Annotated in this window: 21 protein-coding genes; 13 read left to right on the forward strand and 8 right to left on the reverse strand. The window is 66.9% G+C overall.

From position 1 onward, the window contains the following. Nucleotides 1–174: 174 nt before the first annotated feature. The 4 genes from DBV14_RS21555 to DBV14_RS21570 all read right to left on the reverse strand — a co-directional run bounded on the left by DBV14_RS21555 (nt 175) and on the right by DBV14_RS21570 (nt 4247). Nucleotides 175–1365: a sugar ABC transporter permease gene (locus DBV14_RS21555; RefSeq protein ID WP_124461893.1), complete on the reverse strand. Its 1191-nt coding sequence runs from the start codon at nt 1363–1365 to the stop codon at nt 175–177. A 168-nt stretch (nt 1366–1533) separates the two neighbouring features. After that, on the reverse strand, nt 1534–2556 hold the full coding sequence (gene xylF / locus DBV14_RS21560; RefSeq protein ID WP_124461895.1) for a D-xylose ABC transporter substrate-binding protein: 1023 nt from the start codon (nt 2554–2556) through the stop codon (nt 1534–1536). Between the two features lie 193 nt (nt 2557–2749). Then, complete coding sequence (locus tag DBV14_RS21565; protein WP_124461897.1) at nt 2750–3385, reverse strand: CHAP domain-containing protein; 636 nt, start codon at nt 3383–3385, stop codon at nt 2750–2752. A 229-nt stretch (nt 3386–3614) separates the two neighbouring features. Beyond that, nucleotides 3615–4247 (reverse strand): response regulator transcription factor, encoded by a 633-nt coding sequence (locus DBV14_RS21570; protein ID WP_124461899.1) that lies wholly within the window; start codon nt 4245–4247, stop codon nt 3615–3617. A 228-nt stretch (nt 4248–4475) separates the two neighbouring features. Here DBV14_RS21570 and DBV14_RS21575 point away from each other — a divergent pair, with 228 nt between their 5' ends. The 4 genes from DBV14_RS21575 (at nt 4476) to DBV14_RS21590 (ending at nt 7741) form a co-directional block, all read left to right on the forward strand. Beyond that, complete coding sequence (locus DBV14_RS21575; RefSeq protein WP_124461901.1) at nt 4476–4859, forward strand: RidA family protein; 384 nt, start codon at nt 4476–4478, stop codon at nt 4857–4859. A 405-nt stretch (nt 4860–5264) separates the two neighbouring features. Beyond that, nucleotides 5265–6287, forward strand: coding sequence for a thiamine pyrophosphate-dependent dehydrogenase E1 component subunit alpha (locus tag DBV14_RS21580; protein ID WP_124461903.1), 1023 nt, complete (start codon nt 5265–5267; stop codon nt 6285–6287). Next, the gene (locus DBV14_RS21585; protein ID WP_185546086.1) at nt 6278–7252 is read left to right on the forward strand and encodes an alpha-ketoacid dehydrogenase subunit beta; all 975 of its coding nucleotides are present in this window, start codon (nt 6278–6280) and stop codon (nt 7250–7252) included. The genes DBV14_RS21580 and DBV14_RS21585 overlap by 10 nt, the downstream gene beginning before the upstream one ends. 21 nt (nt 7253–7273) lie before the next feature. Next, on the forward strand, nt 7274–7741 hold the full coding sequence (locus DBV14_RS21590) for a MarR family winged helix-turn-helix transcriptional regulator (protein ID WP_124461905.1): 468 nt from the start codon (nt 7274–7276) through the stop codon (nt 7739–7741). Here DBV14_RS21590 and DBV14_RS21595 read toward each other — a convergent pair. Continuing rightward, a complete protein-coding gene (locus DBV14_RS21595; protein ID WP_124461907.1) occupies nt 7729–8511 on the reverse strand; it encodes an SDR family oxidoreductase in 783 nt (260 codons plus the stop codon). The two genes, DBV14_RS21590 and DBV14_RS21595, sit on opposite strands and share 13 nt — an antisense overlap. 123 nt (nt 8512–8634) lie before the next feature. Between DBV14_RS21595 and DBV14_RS21600 the strand changes: the two genes are divergently transcribed. Beyond that, complete coding sequence (locus DBV14_RS21600) at nt 8635–9564, forward strand: LysR family transcriptional regulator (RefSeq protein WP_124461909.1); 930 nt, start codon at nt 8635–8637, stop codon at nt 9562–9564. A gap of 62 nt (nt 9565–9626) precedes the next feature. Then, complete coding sequence (locus DBV14_RS21605) at nt 9627–10652, forward strand: tripartite tricarboxylate transporter substrate binding protein (RefSeq protein ID WP_124461912.1); 1026 nt, start codon at nt 9627–9629, stop codon at nt 10650–10652. 21 nt (nt 10653–10673) lie between these two features. Here DBV14_RS21605 and DBV14_RS21610 read toward each other — a convergent pair whose 3' ends face one another. Beyond that, nucleotides 10674–10997 carry a DUF1840 domain-containing protein gene (locus DBV14_RS21610; RefSeq protein WP_124461914.1) on the reverse strand — a complete coding sequence of 108 codons (324 nt, stop codon included), beginning with the start codon at nt 10995–10997 and terminating at the stop codon, nt 10674–10676. A 12-nt stretch (nt 10998–11009) separates the two neighbouring features. Next, nucleotides 11010–12281 carry a class I SAM-dependent methyltransferase gene (locus tag DBV14_RS21615; RefSeq protein WP_124461916.1) on the reverse strand — a complete coding sequence of 424 codons (1272 nt, stop codon included), beginning with the start codon at nt 12279–12281 and terminating at the stop codon, nt 11010–11012. A 114-nt stretch (nt 12282–12395) separates the two neighbouring features. Here DBV14_RS21615 and DBV14_RS21620 point away from each other — a divergent pair, with 114 nt between their 5' ends. The 6 genes from DBV14_RS21620 to DBV14_RS21645 are packed head-to-tail and all read left to right on the forward strand — an operon-like array spanning nt 12396 to nt 19337. Further along, on the forward strand, nt 12396–14780 hold the full coding sequence (locus tag DBV14_RS21620) for a bifunctional salicylyl-CoA 5-hydroxylase/oxidoreductase (RefSeq protein ID WP_124461918.1): 2385 nt from the start codon (nt 12396–12398) through the stop codon (nt 14778–14780). Nucleotide 14781: 1 nt separating this feature from the next. Continuing rightward, nucleotides 14782–15261, forward strand: coding sequence for a MarR family winged helix-turn-helix transcriptional regulator (locus DBV14_RS21625; protein ID WP_124461919.1), 480 nt, complete (start codon nt 14782–14784; stop codon nt 15259–15261). Further along, on the forward strand, nt 15258–16112 hold the full coding sequence (locus DBV14_RS21630; protein ID WP_124461922.1) for an enoyl-CoA hydratase family protein: 855 nt from the start codon (nt 15258–15260) through the stop codon (nt 16110–16112). Before DBV14_RS21625 ends, DBV14_RS21630 begins: the two co-directional genes overlap by 4 nt. 5 nt (nt 16113–16117) lie before the next feature. Beyond that, complete coding sequence (locus tag DBV14_RS21635; protein WP_124461924.1) at nt 16118–17311, forward strand: acyl-CoA dehydrogenase family protein; 1194 nt, start codon at nt 16118–16120, stop codon at nt 17309–17311. 5 nt (nt 17312–17316) lie between these two features. After that, nucleotides 17317–18942, forward strand: coding sequence for an AMP-binding protein (locus tag DBV14_RS21640; RefSeq protein ID WP_124461926.1), 1626 nt, complete (start codon nt 17317–17319; stop codon nt 18940–18942). Further along, on the forward strand, nt 18939–19337 hold the full coding sequence (locus DBV14_RS21645) for a RidA family protein (RefSeq protein WP_124461928.1): 399 nt from the start codon (nt 18939–18941) through the stop codon (nt 19335–19337). Before DBV14_RS21640 ends, DBV14_RS21645 begins: the two co-directional genes overlap by 4 nt. 54 nt (nt 19338–19391) lie before the next feature. On the opposite strand, the gene DBV14_RS21650 is transcribed toward DBV14_RS21645, so the two are convergent. Beyond that, the gene (locus DBV14_RS21650) at nt 19392–20369 is read right to left on the reverse strand and encodes a GlxA family transcriptional regulator (protein WP_124461930.1); all 978 of its coding nucleotides are present in this window, start codon (nt 20367–20369) and stop codon (nt 19392–19394) included. 137 nt (nt 20370–20506) lie between these two features. On the opposite strand from DBV14_RS21650, the gene DBV14_RS21655 reads away from it, so the two are divergent. Continuing rightward, complete coding sequence (locus DBV14_RS21655) at nt 20507–21157, forward strand: HD domain-containing protein (RefSeq protein WP_124461932.1); 651 nt, start codon at nt 20507–20509, stop codon at nt 21155–21157. Nucleotides 21158–21242: the final 85 nt, after the last annotated feature.

The following is a 21242-nucleotide window of genomic DNA, read 5'->3' on the forward strand; positions in this document are numbered from 1 at the left end:
TGGTGTACCGCTGATCAACGACCACTCTGATGACGCTCACGCGGATGGTGTGCTCTGCGCAGCGAAATAAAGGAGGAGCGAAGCGGGGGACATTCGCGGAGCAGAGCACACCGTCGGCGTGGGCGTCGCCCTGAACAACGCCCCTCAAACGCGAGGCAAAGAACAAAAGTCATCCTAGTTCTCCCCGAATTTGCGGCGATACAGCACGTCGAACACGACAGCCACGATCAGCACCTGGCCGATGATCACCATGCGCTTACCGATGGGTACGTCGAGCAGCAACATGCCGCTGTCCAGCGACTGCATGATCAGCGCGCCCAGCACCGAGCCGAAGATCGAACCGCTGCCGCCCGCCAGCGCCGTGCCGCCGATGACCGCCGCCGCGATCACGTACAGCTCCATGCCCGTGCCCAACGAATTGGTGCCCGCATTCAGCCGCGCGATCGACACGATGGCCGCGACGGTGACCAGCACCGCCAGCAACGCGAACAGCATCAGCGTCACCCGCTTCACCGGAATGCCCACCAGCGCCGCTGCATCGGGGTTGCCGCCCATCGCGAACACGTAGCGGCCGAAGCGCGTGCGGTGCACGATGAACGACAGCACGATCGCCACCACGGCCCAGATCAGCACCGGAATCGGGATGCCCTGCGGCTCGCTCTTGGACGAGATCTGGTAGTTGTTCATGACCGCCGCAAAGCCGAACACCACCGCCACCGGCACCGCCGTCAGCAGCACGTCGAGCCACAGCGCCTCGGTCGGCATGTCGTAGCGCTGGCGTGCGCGGCGCTTTTGCACCATGCGGCCGAACAGCACCAACGCCACCAGCGCCGCGAGCACCCAGCTTGCCGTGGTGCCGATGCCGCCGTCGTAGCCGCCGCCCAGGCGCTGGAAGAATTCGTCGTTCACCGGTTGCGTCTTGCCGTCGGCCACCAGAAAGGCCGCGCCGCGGAACGACATGAGGCCACCCAGCGTGACCACGAACGACGGCACGCCGAGCACGGCGGTCAGCCAGCCCTGGTAGATCGACACCAGCAGCGCCACCGCGAGCCCCGCGAGGCAGGCCGTGGGCCACGACCAGCCCGAGGTGTATTGCAGGTAGGCGATGAGCACGCCGACAAAGCCCATGACCGATCCGACCGACAGGTCGATGTGGCGTGCCACGATGATCAGCACCATGACGGTCGACACGATGCCGACCACGGCCGTCTGCTGCGCGACGTTGTACAGGTTTTCGGGCGACAGAAACACGCCGCCCGACATGACGCTGAAGACCACGGCCATGGCCACCAGCAGCAGGCACATCAGGATCAGCCGCAGGTCGATGCCGGTGCGGCGCCACCAGCCCGGAGTTTCATTGCTCATTGACAGGTCCCCCTAGAAACAGGAGCGCGGCCTTGCCCGAGCCGGCCTCGTGAAACGGGGCGGCTGGACACGGTGTGGCGCGGATTGAAGACTGACCGGCTGGCGAGCGGCTTGCGTCCGCTCGTTCATTCATTCACTCAGCCGGTAGTCACTGGCTTGCGTGCTGGCTTACTTGCAGGCCGCGGGTGCGCTGGCACCCGTCGCGCCCTTGCAGAGCTCGTCCTTCTTGATCCAGCCAGCCTTGACGATCACGTCGAGGTTGTCGCGCGTGATCGGCACGGGCGTCAGCAGGCGCGACGACAGCGAGATCTTCTTGGCACCACCGGCCCACGGCGCGGCCTTGTCGACCGGCTTGCCGGCGGCGAGCGCCACGGCGGCGGAGGCGGCTTCGCGGCCGAGTTCGCGCGAGTCTTTCCAGATGGTGGCGGTCTGCGTGCCGAGCGCGATGCGGTTGAGCGCGGCAAAGTCGGCGTCCTGGCCCGACACCGGAATGCCGCGCAGGCCCTTGGCCGTGAGCGCCGCGACGGCGCCGCCGGCCGTGCCGTCGTTGGCAGCCACCACGGCATCGACCTTGTTGCCGTTCTTGGTGAGGATCTGCTCCATGTTCTTCTGCGCGACCTCGGGCTTCCAGCCTTCGGTGTATTCGTCGCCGACGATCTTGATGTCGCCCTTCTTGATGGCGTCCGCCAGCACCTCTTGCTGGCCGGCGCGCAGGAAGTCGGCGTTGGGGTCGCTCGGCGAGCCCTTGATGATCACGTAGTTGCCCTTGGGCTTGACCTTCAGCACCTCGCGCGCCTCCATGCGGCCGACCTCGACGTTGTCGAAGGTGATGTAGAAGACGCCGGGCGCCTCGATCAGCCGGTCGTAAGCCACCACGGGCACCTTCTGGCGCGTGGCCTTGGTCACGGCGGGCAGGATGGCGTCCTTGTCCATCGCCAGCACGATGAGCGCCTTGGCGCCCTTGGACATCAGGCCCTCGATGTCGCCGAGCTGCTTCTCGGGCGAGCCGCCCGCATCGGCACTGATGTACTTGGCACCGAGCTTCTCGAGCTGGGCCTTGATCGCTGCTTCGTCGGTCTTCCAGCGTTCTTCCTGGAAGTTGGACCAGCTCACGCCGACCACGGTCTGCGCCAGCGCGCCCACGGCCGTGAGACCGAAAGCCATGGCGGCCAGGGTGTGTTTCAGTTGCATCGATGTCTCTCCAGTGTTGGTGCGCCCGACAAGAAAAGCCGTGTAAGAAATTAGTTAGTTTGAAGGGCGAACTAACTATCCCATTGCCGCCATGGGCTTGGCATCCGGGAATTCCCGGACGGTGCGAAGGGCGAAACCGGCGGGCGGGCAAAGTGCCGGCCGCGCCGCTTTCAACGGGTCTCGCGGGGTCGGATCAGTGCGCCTCGGAAGCGACCGCTGGCGGTGGCGATGGCGGTGCGCTCGCGGGGCGCAACCAGCCGAGCGTGCCGCCCGACACGGTCCACCGGCCTTGCGTGGTGTCCATGGCAAAGCGCGCGCGGCTGTCCGCGAACGGGCCCGGGTTCTGCTGGACGATCTCGACCTCGCGATCGGTCACGCCGGCCACGATGGCGACGTGACCGTAGGGGTTGAAGAGCGTGGGCGCAAACACGATCAGGTCGTCGATGCGCGGCTTCTCGGACTGCCCGTTGCGGTACTGCACGAGCGCGCGCTTGCCGTTCAGCGCGCCCTGCGCCGCCCGCGGATCGAAGAAGTCGCGGGCATGGCCATAGGGGTCGGGCATGCGATGGCTGAAGCGCTCGAAGTAGTAGCGTTTGACGAACTCCACGCACTGGTACTTGATGCCCAGGTTGTAGCCGTCGCGGTACAGGTTGCGGCCCTCGGAGTTGTTCACGCCGCCGTTGTAGAAGACCTTGACGCCGTTGAACTCGTCGACCACCGCGCCGACTTCGCGTGTCGGGTTGAGGTTGAAGTAGGTCACGCCCCAGTAGCCGGCAACGGCCAGGCCCGCGAGCGCGGCCATGGCGATGGCGGTGCGGAGCCAGTTCATTGCGCCTCGCATGCGCTGGCCGGCGCCATGGCGTGCGTGCGTCGATCGGGTGAAGAAGCGGAAGCGGGAAACGGGAAGCGCATGGAAACGAGCGGGCGGGTGGCAAGAGCGAAGGAGGCTACCCGAAGATGCGCGGTCGCCAACTCAGCCGCCAGTGCCGAAAGTCATCCGCCGTTGCTGCTGCCGTCGTCGAACGGCGCGGGCTCGCCGCCCGCGCCACGCCGCACGTTCAATCGATCAGCTGCGTCTTGATCGCGTAGTAGGTCAGGTCGCTGTTGGTGGAGAGATTCATCTTCTCCATGAGCCGCGTGCGGTAGGTGCTGATGGTCTTCACCGACAGCGACAGCGCCTCGCCGATGCTGCCCACCGACTCGCCCTTGGCCAGCTTCAGGAACACCTGGAACTCGCGCTCCGACAGGTGCTTGTGCGGCGGCGCGCTGTCCTTGCGTTCCAGCTGGCCCGCCAGCAGCTCGGCGACCGAGGCCGAGATGTAGCGGCGCCCCAGCGCGACGGTGCGGATGGCCTTGGCGATTTCTTCCGGCTCGCATTCCTTGTTGAGGTAGCCCGAGGCGCCCTGGCGGATCAGGTTGACCGCGTAGTGCTCTTCGGGATAGCCGCTCAGGATAAGCACGCCGAGGTCCGGCGCCTTGGCGCGCACCATGGCGAGCGCGTCGATGCCGCTCTGGCCGGGCATGGACAGGTCCATCACCAGCACGTCCATTTCGGCGGTGCGCACGAGGTCGATGGCTTCGCGGCCGGTGCCGGCTTCGCCGACGACCCGGAAGTCGACAAAGGTTGAGAAGAAGGCCTTCAGGCCCGTGCGGACGACGGCGTGGTCGTCAACGATGCCGATTTTGATCATGGACAGGTGCTCCGGGCAGATTCATGGACGCTAGAAGCGGGGGAGTGCAGGACGATGCCACACGCATTCGCCAATCGGGCGGCGCGCAAGCGGGTCGGGCTGTTGTCCTGCAAGGGAATGCTGGCTCGTCTTTCGGCGGTGTAGGCCTACCGCGCGCCCACGCTCGCCGCCACATGCCGGCATCAGCGGAATGCGGCATGCTGCGGCCCATTGAACCTGGAGAAAAAAGTGAAGCATTCGAATCCCCCCGCGTTGCACGCACCGACCGGCTACAGCCATGTGGTGGAGGTCGTCGCGCGCCGCACGCTCTACGTGTCGGGCCAGATCGCGCTGGACGTTGAAGGCCGCCTGGTCGGACCGGACGACATGGAACGGCAGGCGACGCAGGTGTTCGAAAACCTGCGCACCGCGCTCGCGGCCAGCGACGCCAGTCTGGGCGACGTGGTGAAGCTCACGGTGTTCCTGACCGACGTGTCCCAGCTCGCGGCGTTCCGCACGGCAAGAGACAGGTTCTTCTCGGCGCCGCTGCCCGCATGCAGCCTGGTGGAAGTGTCGAAGCTCGCGCGGCCCGACCTGTTGATCGAAGTCGAGGCGGTGGCCGTCACCGAGTAGCGGATTCGCGCAACGGATTCGCCGCGCACCGCGTCCCAGGGAAAACTCTGGGGACAGTTCTGGCACAAGGCCCTGGTTGTCCACAGTCGAAGCCGCCGCTGGCGAGTTGTTCTTTTTTCCGGTACACGGCGAGAGCACGGGTGCGCACAGTGACGCAGGCATGACAAGTCGTTGTCAGCCAAGGGAAAAAGCGGGCTGTCCACAGGAGGGGTTTACCCTTATCTACTACTACTATATTAATTAAGAAGAATAAATAAAGAAGAAGCGCGAAGCCGCTGCGCGCGACGAAGCACCTCCGGGCACCAACAACCCGGCACGGCGCGCCGGGTAAGCCCGATGAGCCGATTCCCTCTCGCTTGATACGATTTTTCTCTGAACGCCAGCTTCAAGAGCGTTGGAGACAAGATGGACCCGAGCATTCCAGGCAGCGCCGGCGAGGCGCTGTACCGCACCATGGTGCGCATCCGCGCGTTCGAGAACGCCGCCGAAACGGCCAGCCAGGGCGGCGTGAGCGCCTATGGCCAGCAGGCCGCCGGCGCCGCCAAGGTGCGCGGGCCGCTGCACCTCTCGACCGGACAGGAAGCGGTGCCAGCGGGCGTTTGCGCGCACCTGCGCACCAGCGACTACCTCACCTCCACCCACCGCGGCCACGGCCACACGCTGGCCAAGGGCGCCGACCTCGCGCGGATGATGTGCGAGCTGTTCGGCAAGGCCACCGGCTTCAACGGCGGCAAGGGCGGCTCGATGCACATCGCGGACTTCTCGGTCGGCATGCTGGGCGCCAACGGCGTGGTCGCGGCTGGCCTGCCGATTGCCGTCGGCGCGGCGCATGCGCAGAAGCTGCTCAAGAAAAATGGCGACATCACGGTCTGCTTCTTCGGCGACGGCGCCATCAACCGCGGGCCTTTTCTCGAAGCGCTGAACTGGGCGCGCGTGTACGACCTGCCGGTGCTCTTCGTGTGCGAAGACAACCGCTGGAGCGCGACCACCGCGAGCGGACCGATGACGGCCGGCGACGGTGCTTCGGCGCGCGCCGCGTCGATGGACATCGCGGCCACGCAGGTCGATGGCAACGATGTGTTCGCGGTGCACGAAGCCGCCGCGCGGCTGGTGGGCGAGGTGCGCGCCGGCGGCGGGCCGCGCCTGCTGCATGCGCTGACCTACCGGGTGAAGGGCCACGTGTCGGTCGACCTCGCGGCCTACCGCGACGCGGCGGAACTGGCGGCCGCGCTGGAAACCGACCCGATCGCGCGGGCACGCGGCCGGCTGCTGTCGAGCGGCATCGCCGCCGCCACGCTGGACGCCATCGAGAACGCGACGCGCGACGAAGTCGACACCGCGCTCGCGGTGGCCGACGCCGCGCCCTGGCCCGACGCCAGTGCCGCCTTCACCGACGTGCAAACCACCGGAGCGGGGCAATGGCACTGATGTCACCGACGAACGAGATGAGCTATTCCGAGGCCGCGGTGCTCGCGATCCGGCGCGAAATGGAGGCCGATGCGCGCGTGGTCGTGCTGGGCGAAGACGTGGGCCGCGGCGGCATCTTCGGCCAGTACAAGGGACTGCAGCAGGCCTTTGGCACCGAACGCGTGATCGACACGCCGATCAGCGAGGCCGCGATCATGGGCGCCGGCGTGGGCATGGCGCTGGCGGGGTTGCGGCCGGTGGTCGAGATGCGCGTGGTCGACTTCGCGCTGTGCGGCATGGACGAGCTGGTGAACCAGGCCGCCAAGAACCGCTTCATGTTCGGCGGCCAGGGCCGCGTGCCGCTGGTGGCGCGCATGCCGGGCGGCATCTGGGATGCGTCGGCGGCGCAGCATTCGCAATCGCTCGAAGCCTGGTTCGCGCACCTGCCGGGCGTGGTGGTGGTGAGCCCGTCGACACCGCAGGACAACTACGGCCTGCTGCGCGCCGCGCTGCAGTGCGGCGACCCGGTGGTCTACATCGAGCACAAGACGCTGTGGGGCCTGCGCGGCGAGGTCGATGAAGACATTGCCGTGCCGCTCGGCAAGGCCGCACGGGTGCGCGAGGGCAACGCGCTCACGCTGGTGAGCTGGAGCCGGCAGATGCAGGCCTGCGCCGCCGCGTGCGATGCGCTGGCGGCCGAAGGCATTGCGGTCGACCTGATCGACCTGCGCACGCTGTGGCCATGGGACCGCGAGACGGTGTTGTCGTCGTGCGCGCGCACGGGTCGGCTGCTGGTGGTGCACGAGGCGGTGCAGGCGGCGGGCTTCGGTGCCGAGATCGCAGCCAGCGCCGCGGAGGCCACGGGCTGCCGCGTGGCACGGCTGGGCGCGCCTCGCATTCCGGTCGGCTATGCGCCGGTGCTGGAAGCGCAGTCACGCATCGGCACGGAGGCCATCGTGGCCGCGGCGAAAAAACTGCTCGGCTGACGACCCATACGACACCGCGCCATGGACCCGCTGTTCTTCAAGCTGGTGCGGGTGGTCAACCTCACGGCGCGGCCGTTTCATGAACGCGTGGGCCGCGAACACCAGCTCACGCTGAACGAGTGGCGCACGCTGGCGGTGCTCGCCACGCAGCCGGGGCTGACGGGCACGCAGGTCGCCGACCTCACCGGCCTGGACAAGATGGCGGTGAGCCGCGCGCTGGCGGGCCTGAAGCGCCACAAGCGTGTGCAGCGCCGGGGCGACCCGACCGACCAGCGCTGCAGCCGGCTCTACCTCACGGCCGCCGGCAAGGCGCTGCATGCCACCGTCGACGTGCTCGGCCGGGCGCGCGAGGCCGAGCTGTTCGCGGGCGTCGATGCGGAAGAACTGGCCCGCATGAGCGCCACGCTGGACACGCTGATTCGGGCGGTGGAACGCGTGTCCGACGGCGCCGCGCCGGAGTCCGGACAAGCCGGCGATCAGACCGTGTAGCCGCCGTCCACGCTCAGGCTGGCGCCGGTGACGAAGCCGCCATCGGGGCCCACGAGGTAGGCGACCATGCCGGCGATTTCTTCGGCGCGGCCATGGCGCGGCAGCACCATCACGTCGTGCATGGAAGCGGCGCGCGGACCGGTGGCGGGGTTCATGTCGGTATCGACCGGGCCCGGCTGCACGTTGTTCACCGTGATGCCGCGCGCGCCCAGGTCGCGCGCCAGGCCGCGCGTGAGGCCGACGATGGCGGCCTTGCTCATCGCGTAGACGCTGGCGCCCGCGTCCAGCACGCGCTCGGCGTTGATGCTGCCGATGTTGACGATGCGCCCGCCGTCGCCCATGAGGCGCGCGGCGGCCTGCGCGGCCACGAACACGGCGCGCACGTTGACGTCGATGGTGCGGTCGAAGTCCGCGAGCGGGAAGGTGCCGAGATCGCCGCCGAGATAGACGCCGGCGTTGTTCACCAGGATGTCGAGCCGGTCGAAGGCGCTCGCGCCCTGTGCAATGGCGGCCGACAGCGCGGCGGCATCGCCGGCGTCGGCGCGGATGGCCAATGCCCGGCCGCCGGCCGCCTTGATTTCGGCGACCAGCTTTTCGGCTTCAGCCTGCGCGCTGACGTAAGTGAAGGCCACGGCGGCGCCGTCGCGTGCCAGCCGGCGAACGATGGCCGCGCCGATGCCGCGCGAGCCGCCGGTGACGAAGGCGGCCTTGCCGGCCAGAACAGCGGCGGCGGAAGAAGAAGACGAGGAAGAGGAAACGTTGGAAGCCATGATTTTTCCGATCGGTGTGTGGAGGAATGACTTCAGTGTCGGGATTCCATTCCCTTTGCGGTAGCCATCAATTGGCGCAATGAATTTCAACCAAAAGTTGAAGATGAGTTGGAAAATGCGCCCATGGAACCGCTCAATCACCTCGAATCCTTCGTGCAGAGCGCGGAAGGCGGCAGCTTCTCGACCGCCGCGCGGCGGCTGGGCCTCACGCCCGCGGCCGTCAGCAAGAATGTGGCGCGGCTCGAAGCGCGGCTCGGCATGCGGCTGTTCCAACGCAGCACGCGGCGCCTCACGCTGACCGAAGGCGGCGAGCGCTTCCTGGCGCAGATCGGCCCCGCCCTGGCCACGCTGCAAGCGGCGGTGGCCGGCGTCGACACCGACGACGGCCAGCCCACCGGCACGCTGAAGGTGAGCATGGGCCAGGCCTTCGGACGCGAGCACGTGCTGCCGATGATGGGCGACTTCCTCACGCGCTACCCGGGCATCGTGCCGGACTGGCATTTCGACAACCAGCAGGTCGACCTGGTGGGCGAAGGCTTCGACGCGGCCATCGGCGGCGGCATCGAGCTGTCGGCCGGGCTGGTGGCGCGCGAGCTGTCGCGCATCCACGTGGTGGCGGTGGCCGCGCCGGCGTACCTGAAGGGCCGCGCGATGCCCGTGCGGCCCGCCGACCTGGCCGCGCTCGACACGCTGCTGCGCCGTTCTTCGCCCACCGGCCGGCTGCGCAGCTGGACCTTGCGGCACAGGAAGAGCGGCGAAGAAGCCACGGTCGACCTGCCGCGGCCGCGCGCGATCTTCAACGACCCCGAGGCCATTGCCCATGCGGCGCTGATGGGGCTGGGCGCGGCGATGCTCCCGATGCCTTTCGTGGAGCGCGGCCTGCGCAGCGGCGAGCTGGTGCGGCTGCTGCCCGAGTGGCACCAGGAAACGGGCGCGGTGTGGCTCTACTACCCGAGCAAGAAGCTGCTGCCGCCGAAGACGCGGGTGTTCATCGACTTCGTGCTGGCGCGCTTTCGCGACGAGCACTTCGCGCAGCGGATGCAGGTGGCCTGACCCGCGGCCCTGCGGGGTTTTTACTCGCGACGCGCGCGGCGTCCGCCTGTACAAACGCGCGCATGACTTCTTTCTCTTCTCTCTCTTTTTCCAATCGCCGGACCCTGCTCGCGGCCTCGGTGGCCACGGCCCTCACCCTGATGGCCGCCCCTTCGTGGGCCCAGGGCACCTGGCCGACCAAGCCGGTGCGCATCGTCGTGCCGTTCGCGGCCGGCGGCACCACCGACATCCTGGCGCGCGCCGTGGCGCCCGAGCTGTCGAAGGCCTTCGGCCAGCAGTTCATCGTCGACAACCGCGCGGGTGCCGGCGGCAACGTGGGCGCCGAGATCGTGGCGCGCGCGCCGAACGACGGCTACACGCTGCTGATGGGCACGGTGGGCACGCACGGCATCAACCGCGCGCTGTACCCCAAGCTGCCCTTCGACCCGATCAAGGACTTCGTGCCGATCACGCTGGTGGCCGCGGTGCCGAACGTGATGGAAATGAACGCCGAAAAAGCGAAGGCGCTGAACATCCGCAACGTGCAGGACTTCATCAAGTACGCCAAGGCCAACCCCGGCAAGCTGAACATGGCGTCGAGCGGCAGCGGCACCTCGATCCACCTGGCGGGCGAGCTGTTCAAGAGCATGACGGGCACGTTCATGGCGCACATTCCGTACAAGGGCTCGGGCCCGGCGCTGCTGGACATGGTGGGCGGCAACGCCGACGTCATGTATGACAACCTGCCCTCGTCGATGGCGCAGATCAAGGCCGGCAAGCTGACGGCGCTGGCCGTGACCAGCGCGCAGCGCTCGCCGGCGCTGCCCGACGTTCCGACGGTGGAAGAAGTGGGCGGCCCCACGCTCAAGGGCTATGAAGCCAGCTCGTGGTTCGGACTGCTGGCACCGGCCGGCACCTCGCCCGAGATCGTGAACCGCATCCAGCAGGAAGTGGCCAAGTCGCTCGGCACGCCGGCCATCAAGGAAAAGATGCTTGCCCAGGGTGCGATCCCGAGCGGCAATTCACCGGCCGACTTCACGAAGCTGATTGCCAGCGAACACGTGAAGTGGGCGAAGGTGGTGAAAGACTCGGGCGCGAAGGTCGACTGAAGAAAAACCGGGGGCCTGGCCTCAGGTCTTCCAGGTCACGTCCTTCTTTTCGGCCAGCGAATCCTTGAGCATGTGAAGCAGGGGCGCTGCACGCTGGTGCAGTCCTACATGTTGCTTCTCGGCGTCGGCGGCATGGCCTTCGACCGCGTAGTCGTCGTTGTTGTGGGCGTTGCTGCCCTCGCGGGCCAGCGCCGCTTCGAGGGCGGAGATGGCGCCGGGAATCTGCTCGACCGTGATGATGCCTTGCGGCGCCGCCGACTTGCCGACGATGTCGAGCAGTTGGCGCGCATGCACTTCGAGCATCACGAAATCAGGGGAGGCCCGGGACTGGAATCGATAGAGCATGGTTTTTTTCACTCACTTGTAGATGTAGTCACGGGCAAAAGGGTACACCGATTGCGCGCCGCGCAAAACGCCATGCTCGACCTTGCCGTCGGGCTTGGTGGAAAGCATCTGGTGAAGCGAGATCCAGCCCTGCTCGAAGCTCATGGCCGAGCCCGCAAGGTACAGGCGGTAGGCGCGCAGCACGCGCTCGGCGTTCTCGCCGCCCTGCCGGCCGCCGCTGCGCTGCAGCACTTCGAGCGCCGTGCCCAGCTGTGCCTCGAGCGCGTCCGACCAGGCCCAGAGCGTGCGCGCGTAGTGCGGCCGCAGGCTCTCGGTGTCGACCATCTCCAGGCCGGCCGCCGCGGTTTCGCGCAGCACGTGCGTCACGTGCAGAAGCTCGCCGCCGGGGAAGATGTATTTTTCGATGAAGTCGCCCATGCCCGCGCCCAGCTGGCGGTAGTTGAGCTCGCCCGAGGTAATGCCGTGGTTCATGACCAGGCCGCCGGGCTTGAGCAGCGAATGGATCTTGCGGAAGTAGGTCGGCATGTTGGCCGCGCCCACGTGCTCGAACATGCCGACCGACGATATCTTGTCGAAGGGCTGGTCGGCCGACAGCTCGCGGTAGTCGCGCAGCTCGACGCGCACGCGGCCCTGTAGGCCTTTTTCCTCAATCAGCCGCTGCACGTGCGCGTGCTGGTTCTTCGAGAGCGTGATGCCGGTCGCATCCACGCCGTAGTGCTCGGCCGCCCACAGCAGCAGCGCGCCCCAGCCGGAGCCGATGTCCAGGTAGCGCTCGCCGGGCTGCAGCATGAGCTTGCGGCAGATGTGGTCGAGCTTGGCTTCCTGCGCCTGCGCCAGCGTGAGCTCGGGCGTGCGGAAATAGGCGCACGAATAGACCCGCCGGGGGTCGAGCCACAGCGCATAGAAGTCGTCGGAAACGTCGTAGTGGAACTCGATCTGCGCCGCGTCCTTGCGCAGCGAATGCGAGCCATGCGACTTGGCCAGGTGCTGCAGGCGGCTCCACCAGCTGGTGTCGGTTTCGGCGGGGTTGCCGGGCAGCATGCCGACGGTGGCATCGATCAGGTCGCGCATGGCGCCCTCGATCTGCACCTTGCCTTCCACGTAGGCCTCGCCGATGGCGCCGACCTGCCGGGCGGCCAGCTTGGCCAGTACCGCCCACTCCTTGAAGGCCAGCGTGACGCGGGCCCCCGCCTGGGCAACACGCCGGCCATCTGGCAACTCCAGCGCGATGGGAACAGGCAGCGAAGCCAGCTGCGACTCGATCTTGGGTATCAAGTTTTGCATGGGGCCCATGGTATTGATTTTTACAAGGCTTTGCATCCCTGTGCGCGAGGCCCGTCGCGGGCGGTTACGAAACCTGGATTGACAGCAGATTGTTTATGCCTAAACTATTCAACCATGAACAGCCTCAGTCCAGCCCTCTCCGCTCCCGCTTCGGACCTCCAGCGCATCCTGTGCATCGGTGGCGGCCCGGCGGGCCTGTACTTCGCCCTGTTGATGAAGGCGCGCAACCCGGCGCTGCAGATCACGGTGGTCGAACGCAACCGCCCCTTCGACACCTTCGGCTGGGGCGTGGTGCTGAGCGACCAGACACTGGGCAACCTGCGCACCGCCGACGCCGAGACCGCGGCGCTGATCGGCAATGAGTTCCACCACTGGGACGACATCCAGGTGTTCTTCAAGGGCCGCCAGGTGCGCTCGGGCGGCCACGGCTTCTGCGGCATCGGCCGCAAGCGCCTGCTGAACATCCTGCAGGAACGCTGCCTCGCGCTGGGCGTCGACCTGGTGTTCGAGACCGACGCCACCGACGACCAGGCGATTGCCGCGAAGTACAACGCCGACCTGGTGATTGCCAGCGACGGCCTGAACAGCCGCATCCGCCAGCGCTACGCCGAGGTGTTCAAGCCCGACGTCGACCTGCGCGAGTGCCGCTTCGTGTGGCTGGGCACGAACCAGACTTTCGACGCCTTCACCTTCGCCTTCGAACAGACCGAGCACGGCTGGTTCCAGGCGCATGCCTACCAGTTCGACGACAAGACATCGACCTTCATCGTCGAGACGCCCGAGGCCGTGTGGAAGGCCCATGGCCTGGACCAGATGGAGCAGGCCGAGGCCATTGCCTTCTGCGAAAAGCTGTTCGCCAGGTACCTGGGCGGCCACTCGCTGATCAGCAACGCCACGCACCTGCGCGGCTCGGCCAACTGGATCCGTTTTCCGCGCGTGGTGTGCGAGCGCTGGACGCACCGCATCGACGTCGAAGGCCGCTCGGTGCCCGTGGTGCTGATGGGCGACGCGGCGCACACGGCGCACTTCTCGATCGGCTCGGGCACCAAGCTCGCACTGGAAGACGCCATCGACCTTGCGAACGAATTCGAACAAGGCGGCACCGTCGACCATGTGCTCGAAGGCTACGAGGCGCGCCGCAGCGTCGAGGTGCTGAAGATCCAGAACGCCGCGCGCAACTCGACCGAATGGTTCGAGAACGTGCCGCGCTACACGGGCATGCAGATCGAGCAGTTCGCCTATTCGCTGCTCACGCGCTCGCAACGCATCAGCCACGAGAACCTGCGCGTGCGCGACACGCAATGGCTCGGCGGCTACGAACAATGGCTGGCCGGCGGCAAGGCGATGGCGCCGATGCTCATGCCGTACAAGGTGCGCGGCCTCACGCTGAAGAACCGCATCCTGGTGTCGCCGATGGCCACCTACAGCGCGGTCGATGGCGTGCCGCAAGACTTCCTGCTGGTGCACCTGGGCGCACGCGCGCTCGGCGGCGCCGCGATGGTGTTCGTCGAAATGACGAGCCCAACGCCCGAAGGCCGCATCACGCCGGCCTGCACCGGCCTGTACAACGACACGCAGCAGGCGGCGTTCAAGCGCATCGTCGATTTCGTGCACAGCCAGTCGAGCGCGAAGATCGCGATGCAGCTCGGCCACAGCGGGCCCAAGGGCTCCACGCGCGTGGGCTGGGAAGGCACCGACGAACCGCTCGAAACCGGCAACTGGCCGCTGCTGGGCGCCAGCGCGCTGCCCTACGGTGAACAGAACCAGCTGCCGGCCGCGATCACGCGCGCCGAGATGGACACGCTGCGCGACCAGTTCGTCGACTCCACCCGCCGCGCCGTCGCGTGCGGCTTCGATTGGCTCGAACTGCACTGTGCCCACGGCTACCTGTTGTCGGCCTTCATCAGCCCGCTCACGAACCAGCGCACCGACGAATACGGCGGCGACATCGAAGCGCGCTGCCGCTATCCGCTCGAAGTGTTCCGCGCCATGCGCGCCGTGTGGCCGCAAGACAAGCCGATGAGCGTGCGCATCTCTGCGCACGACTGGGCGCCAGGTGGCAACACCGACGCCGATGCGGTGGTGGTGGCCAGGCTCTTCAAGGAGGCCGGCGCCGACTTCATCGACGTGTCGTCCGGCCAGACCACGCGCGCCGCCAAGCCCATCTACGGCCGCATGTACCAGACGCCGTTCTCGGACCGCATCCGCAACGAGGTCGGCATCTCGACCATCGCCGTGGGCGCGATCACCGACGCCGACCAGGCCAACAGCATCATCGCGGCGGGCCGCGCCGACCTGTGCGCCATTGCGCGCCCGCACCTCGCCGACCCCGCATGGACGCTGCACGAAGCCGCCAAGCTGCAGAGCCGCGACGTCGACTGGCCGAAGCAGTACCTGAGCGGCCGCGACCAGATGTACCGCGAGATCGCCAAGCAGCAGCAGATTGCCGCTGCGGCGAACGCTGCGCTGGCGGCGCAGAACACCGAGGAGACACACTGACATGGACCTCGAAGCGCGCGCGCACAGCGAACACCCCGAAGCCCTGCGGCTCTGGCTGCGGCTGCTCACCTGCACACAACTCATCGAAAAACAGGTGCGCAACGAACTGCGCTCGCAGTTCACGACCACGCTGCCGCGCTTCGACCTGATGTCGCAGCTCGAGCGTTCGCCCGACGGGCTGAAGATGAACGAGCTCTCGCGCCGGATGATGGTCACGGGCGGCAACGTCACCGGCATCACCGACCAGCTGGTGACCGAAGGGCTGGTGGAGCGCATCAACGTCGAGGGCGACCGCCGCGCCTGGCGCGTGCGCCTCACGCCGCGCGGGCGCAAGCTCTTCAACGAGATGGCGCAGCAGCATGAAGACTGGATCGTCGAGGCCTTCGCGGGCCTCAACAGCAAGGAGATCGCGCAGCTGCACAAGCTGCTCGGCAAGGTCAAGCAACACTCACACAGCCAACTACTGGCGGAGGCCGAATGAAGCATTACATCGGTGCGGGCAATCCCATGCGCGCGCAATTCGAGGCAAAGGCTGCCTACAAGGCCGAACACTTCGCATGGAGCTACGAAGCTGGCGTCGGCACCATCACGCTGAACCGGCCCGAGCGCAAGAACCCGCTCACTTTCGATTCGTACGCGGAGCTGCGCGACCTGTTTCGCGCACTGAACTACGCCACCGACGTGAAGGCCATCGTGGTCACCGGCGCTGGCGGCAACTTCTGCTCGGGTGGCGACGTGCACGAGATCATCGGCCCGCTCACCGGCATGCGCATGCCCGAGCTGCTCGAGTTCACGCGCATGACGGGCGACCTGGTGAAAGCCATTCGCGCATGCCCGCAGCCGATCGTCGGTGCCATCGACGGCGTGTGCGCCGGTGCGGGCGCGATGATCGCGCTGGCCTGCGACCTGCGCTACGGCTCGCCCGCCACGCGCACCGCCTTCCTCTTCACGCGTGTCGGCCTGGCCGGCGCGGACATGGGCGCCTGCGCACTGCTGCCGCGCGTGATCGGCCAGGGCCGTGCGTCGGAACTGCTGTTCACCGGCCGCGCGATGACGGCGCAAGAGGGCCATGCCTGGGGCTTCTTCAACGCACTGCACGAAAGCGATGCGCTGCTTGAGGCTGCCACCAAGGTGGCGCGCGAACTGGCCGAAGGCCCGAGCTTCGCGCACGGCATGACCAAGACCATGCTGTCGCAGGAATGGTCGATGACCATCGACCAGGCCATCGAAGCCGAAGCCCAGGCGCAGGCCATCTGCATGCAGACCGAAGATTTCAAGCGTGCGTACGAAGCCTTCGCGGCCAAGCGCAAGCCTGTGTTCGGCGGAGACTGAAGACCATGATGGGCAAGATTCCCGCACCGCCTTCGACAGCGCACCTTGCGCTGCCGTTCTTCGACGACGCGCATCGCGCGCTTGCGCAAGACCTGCTGCCCTGGTGCGCAGCACAGGAGATCGACGAACGCGACGACCGCGCGGCCTGCCGCGAATGGGTACGCCGCCTGGGTGATGGCGGCTGGCTGCGCTACGCCGTGCCCGGCAGCGCGGGCGGCGCGCTGGAGCGCCTCGATTCACGCGCGCTCGTGCTGCTGCGCGAAACGCTGGGCTACCACTCGCCACTGGCCGATTTCGCGTTTGCGATGCAGGGTCTGGGCAGCGGTGCAATCACGCTCGCGGGCACGCCGGAGCAGCAATCGAGGTACCTGACGGCGGTAGGCAAGGGCGAGAAGATCGCGGCCTTCGCGCTCAGCGAACCCGATGCGGGCTCCGATGTGGCCGCGATGGCCATGCGCGCCGAGGCCACGGCCGATGGCTGGCTGTTGAACGGCCAGAAGACCTGGATCAGCAATGGCGGCATCGCCGACTTCTATTGCGTGTTCGCCAAGACCGACCCCGCGGGTGGCACGCGCGGCATCACCGTGTTCATCGTCGATGCGACGACACCCGGACTCGACACCTCGGAGCACATCGACGTGATGGCACCGCACCCGTTGGCCACGCTGCGCTTCGACAACTGCGTCGTGCCGCGCACGGCACAGCTGGGCGAACTGAACGGCGGCTTCAAGCTGGCGATGCGCACGCTCGACATCTTCCGCGCATCGGTTGCCGCGGCCGCGCTCGGCATGGGACGCCGTGCACTGGCCGAAGCAATTGCGCACGCCAAGGGCCGTCGCATGTTCGGACAGACGCTCGCCGACTTCCAGCTCACGCAGGCCAAGCTCGGCGAGATGGCCGCGCTGATCGACAGCGCCGCATTGCTCACCTACCGCGCCGCATGGATGCGCGACGACGCCGAACGACGCGGCGCGCCTGCAGTGGGCGACGTCTCTGCTGCCGCGGCAATGGCCAAGATGTGCGCCACCGAAAACGCAAGCCGCGTGATCGACATGGCACTGCAGATGCACGGCGGCCTGGGCGTGAAGGTTGGCACGAAGATTGAAAGCCTCTACCGCGACATCCGCTCGCTGCGCATCTACGAAGGCGCGACGGAGGTTCAACAACTGATCATCGGCAAATCCGTTCTGCGGGGATAAATACTGTGTCTGCCCAAGTCGACCGCTTCGTTCACGACCGCCTGCCACCTGCACAGCAGCTGCCGGTCTTTCGCTACGACCTGCCCGAGCTTCAACTGCCCGACCAGTTGAACCTGGTGGAGGAGCTGCTCGACAAGGCAGCCACGAAGGGTTTCGGCGACAAGCCGATGCTGCGTTCGCCCGAAGGCACGCTGACGTACAGGCAGGCGGCCGTCGAGGTCAATCGCATCGCGCAGGTGCTGGTCGAAGACCTGAAGCTGGTGCCCGGCAACCGCGTGCTGCTGCGCGGTGGCAACTCGGTCGCAATGGCTCTGGCGTGGCTCGCGGTGGTCAAGGCCGGACTGATCGCGGTGGCGACCATGCCGTTGCTGCGCGCGAAGGAGCTGGGCGAGATCATCGAGAAGTCGAGGCCCGTGGCCGCGCTGTGCGACGGACGGCTGCTCGACGAACTGGTGGCGGCGCAGCAGGCGCATCCGGTGCTTGCCACGGTGATTGCATTCAACAAGCCCGACGCACCCGATTCACTTTCGGCGCGTGCCGCAGGCAAGAGCGGCGTGTTCACGGCCTGCCCCACAGCGGCCGACGACATCGCGCTGCTCGCCTTCACGTCGGGCACCACCGGCAAGCCGAAGGCGCCGGTCACCACGCACCGCGACGTGCTCGCGATGTGCGAAACCTGGCCGCGGCATGTGCTGCAGGCACGCAGCGACGACATCGTGGTGGGCTCGCCGCCACTGGCCTTCACCTTCGGGCTCGGCGGCCTGTTGATCTTCCCGATGTGGGCCGGAGCCTCGGTGTACTTTCCCGATGCACCGTTCACGCCCGAGGGGCTGGTGAAGCTGATCAACCAGGTCGGCGCGACCATCTGCTACACGGCACCGACCTTCTATCGCCAGATGGCGCCGTTCGTTCGGCAGCACGGCATGCCGGGGCTGCGCATCAGCGTGAGCGCGGGCGAAGCCTTGCCCGATGCAACGCGCCAGCTGTGGAAGGAAACCACCGGCATCGAGATGCTCGACGGCATCGGCGGCACCGAGGTTTTTCACATCTACATTTCCGCTGCGGGCGACCAGGTGCGCAAGGGCGCGGTCGGCAAGGCGGTGCCGGGCTTCACCGCGAAAGTGGTGGACGACGAAGGCAACGAAGTGCCGCGCGGCACCGTCGGCAAGCTTGCATTGCAAGGGCCGGTCGGTTGCCGCTACCTGGACGATCCGCGCCAGGCCGACTACGTGAAGAACGGCTGGAACTACCCCGGCGATTCGTTCGTGCAGGACGACGACGGCTACTTCTTCTACCAGGCGCGCGCCGACGACATGATCATCACCGCCGGCTACAACGTCGGCGGCCCCGAGGTCGAAGACGCGCTGCTCAAGCATCCGGCCGTGGCCGAGTGCGGCGTGATCGGCAAGCCCGATGCCGACCGCGGCATGATCGTCAAGGCCTTCTGTGTGCTCAAGCCGGGCAACGAGGGCGACGCCGCACTGGTGAAGGCGCTGCAGGACCACGTGAAGGCCACCATTGCGCCGTTCAAATATCCGCGCGAGATCGAGTTCGTGACGGTGCTTCCGCGCACCGAGACCGGCAAGCTCCAGCGCTTCAAACTGAGACAACTGAACAACACCACACCATGATCCACAAACTCCTTCAGCCCGAGGGCTGGTTGCCTCCCAAGGGCTATGCAAACGGCGTTGCCGCGCGCGGCACGACGCTGTATGTCGGCGGCCAGATCGGCTGGAACGCACAGCAGCAGTTCGAATCGGACGACTTCATCGACCAATGCGGCCAGGCGCTGCGCAACATCGCCGAAGTGCTTCGCGCGGGCGGCGCGGACCCCGAGCACATGGTGCGCATGACCTGGTACGTGACGGACCGCGACGAATACAGCCGGCGCCTCGCGGAGCTGGGCCCGGTCTATCGCGACGCGATGGGCCGCAACTTCCCGGCCATGACCTGCGTGCAGGTGGCGGCGCTGGTCGAGCACCGCGCGAAGATCGAGATCGAAGTCACGGCGGTCATTCCGGACTGATCGGGCACCCGCTCTTTTCTTTTTGCGCTGGCCTGTTCAGCGCAGCGCGCGCCGTCAGTCGGCGGCGCGCGCGTAGCGCTTGCGGTACTCCGCCGGCGTGATGCCGACCTGGCGCTGGAATGCACGCCGCAGCGTGTCGACGTCGGCGAACCCGCACTGGGAGGCCACCTGCTTGGGTGCGGCGTCTCCGGCCTCCAGCAGGCGGCGCGCGGCGGCCACGCGTATTTCTTCCACCCACACCGCGGGCGTGACGCCCACCTCCTGGCTGAACAGGCGCGCGAAATGGCGGCCACTGAGGCCCATCCGGCTTGCGAGACTCGCAACGCTGTGGTCCAGCGACGGGTTCGCCGCGACCCAACGCTGAACCTCTTGCAACGCCGACCGGCCCGTGGGTGCGGCTTCGCCCTTGCGGCTGAACTGCATCTGTCCGCCAGGGCGCTTGAAGAACATCACCAGTTGCGCCGCGACCTTCACGGCGATCTCTCGACCGAGGTCTTCTTCGACGAGTGCCAGGGAGAGGTCGAGGCCAGCGGTCACGCCAGCGGCGGTACGCAGCCGGCCATCACGCACGTGGATCGCGTCGGCATCGACGATGACCGAGGGGAAGTCGTGCGCCAACTGCTCTGCCACGGCCCAGTGCGTGGTCACGCGGCGGCCGTGGAGCAGCCCCGCTTGCGCAAGGATGAAGGCGCCGCTGCAGACGGAGCCAAAGCGGCGCACCTTGGGCGTGAGCTTGCGCAGCCAGGCGTTGACGCCGACGTCGGAAACAGCGCTTGCTGCGTGCGGCGTTCCGGCCACGAGCAGGGTGTGGATCGGGCCTTCGATTTCTTCGCCGACGAGCGCATCGGGCATCAGCCGCACGCCGGATGAACTGCGAATGGCACCTGGCCGACTTGCGATGACGAGCAGCCTGTAGGCGTTCGCTTGGGCTTGCACGTTGGCTTCGGCGAACACGTCGAGCGGACCTGACACGTCCAGTAGCTGAACGCCGGGCATGGCGAGGATCGCGATGGTCTTGGTGGCTGCGCGCATGGCGTGTTTGTTTGCGTGTGTGCGTACATGCGTGTGTCTCTTTCAGCGATGCAATGGCTTGATTCGTCGCTTCACGTCTGTTGAAGACACTGTAGCCGACTCCTAAAGTTGTTCCCACACTCACAGGAGAAATCCACATGGCCTTGACGACAACCACCATCGAAGGGGCAAGCATCCCCGACAGCAAACTCGCGCGCGAGATCACGGAACTGGTTCGTGACACGGCGCCGCCGCTGCTCTTTCATCACTCGAGCCGCGTCTACTACTTCGGCGCGCTGGCTGGAAAGCACCGTGGGCTGACCTTCGACGCTGAACTGCTCTATGCCGGCGCGATGTTCCACGACATGGGGCTGCTTCAAAAGCACAGCAGTGCGCATGAACGCTTCGAGGTCGACGGTGCGAATGTGGCGCGCGAGTTTCTGCGCGGCCACGGGATCTCGCAGCAGGAGGTCGACCTGGTGTGGACCGCGATCGCGCTGCACACAACGCCAGGGATTCCGCAGCACATGCACCCGGTGGTGGCGCTGGTGACGGCCGGCGTCGAGATGGACGTGCTGGGGCTGACCTACCCGGAGTACAGCGAGGTGGAGCGTACGCAGGTGGTGCAGGCGCATCCGCGCAGCGAGCACTTCAAGGAAGACATCATCCAGGCGTTCTACGACGGCATCAAGCACAAGCCAGAGAGCACGTTCGGCAACGTGAAAGCCGATGTGATCGCGGACAAGGAGCCGCACTTTCATCGAGGCAACTTCTGTAGCGTGATCCGTTGCTCGGCTTGGCACGGCTGAAATTAGTTCGCTTTCGGCTCGATGGACGTGCGGTTGTAGCGCGATCGTTGGTGCTGCTGTTCAAGTTCATTCAGGGCATCGCTCA

It is taken from the genome of Variovorax sp. KBW07 (genome assembly GCF_003852515.1).
Classification (GTDB): Bacteria; Pseudomonadota; Gammaproteobacteria; order Burkholderiales; family Burkholderiaceae_C; genus Variovorax.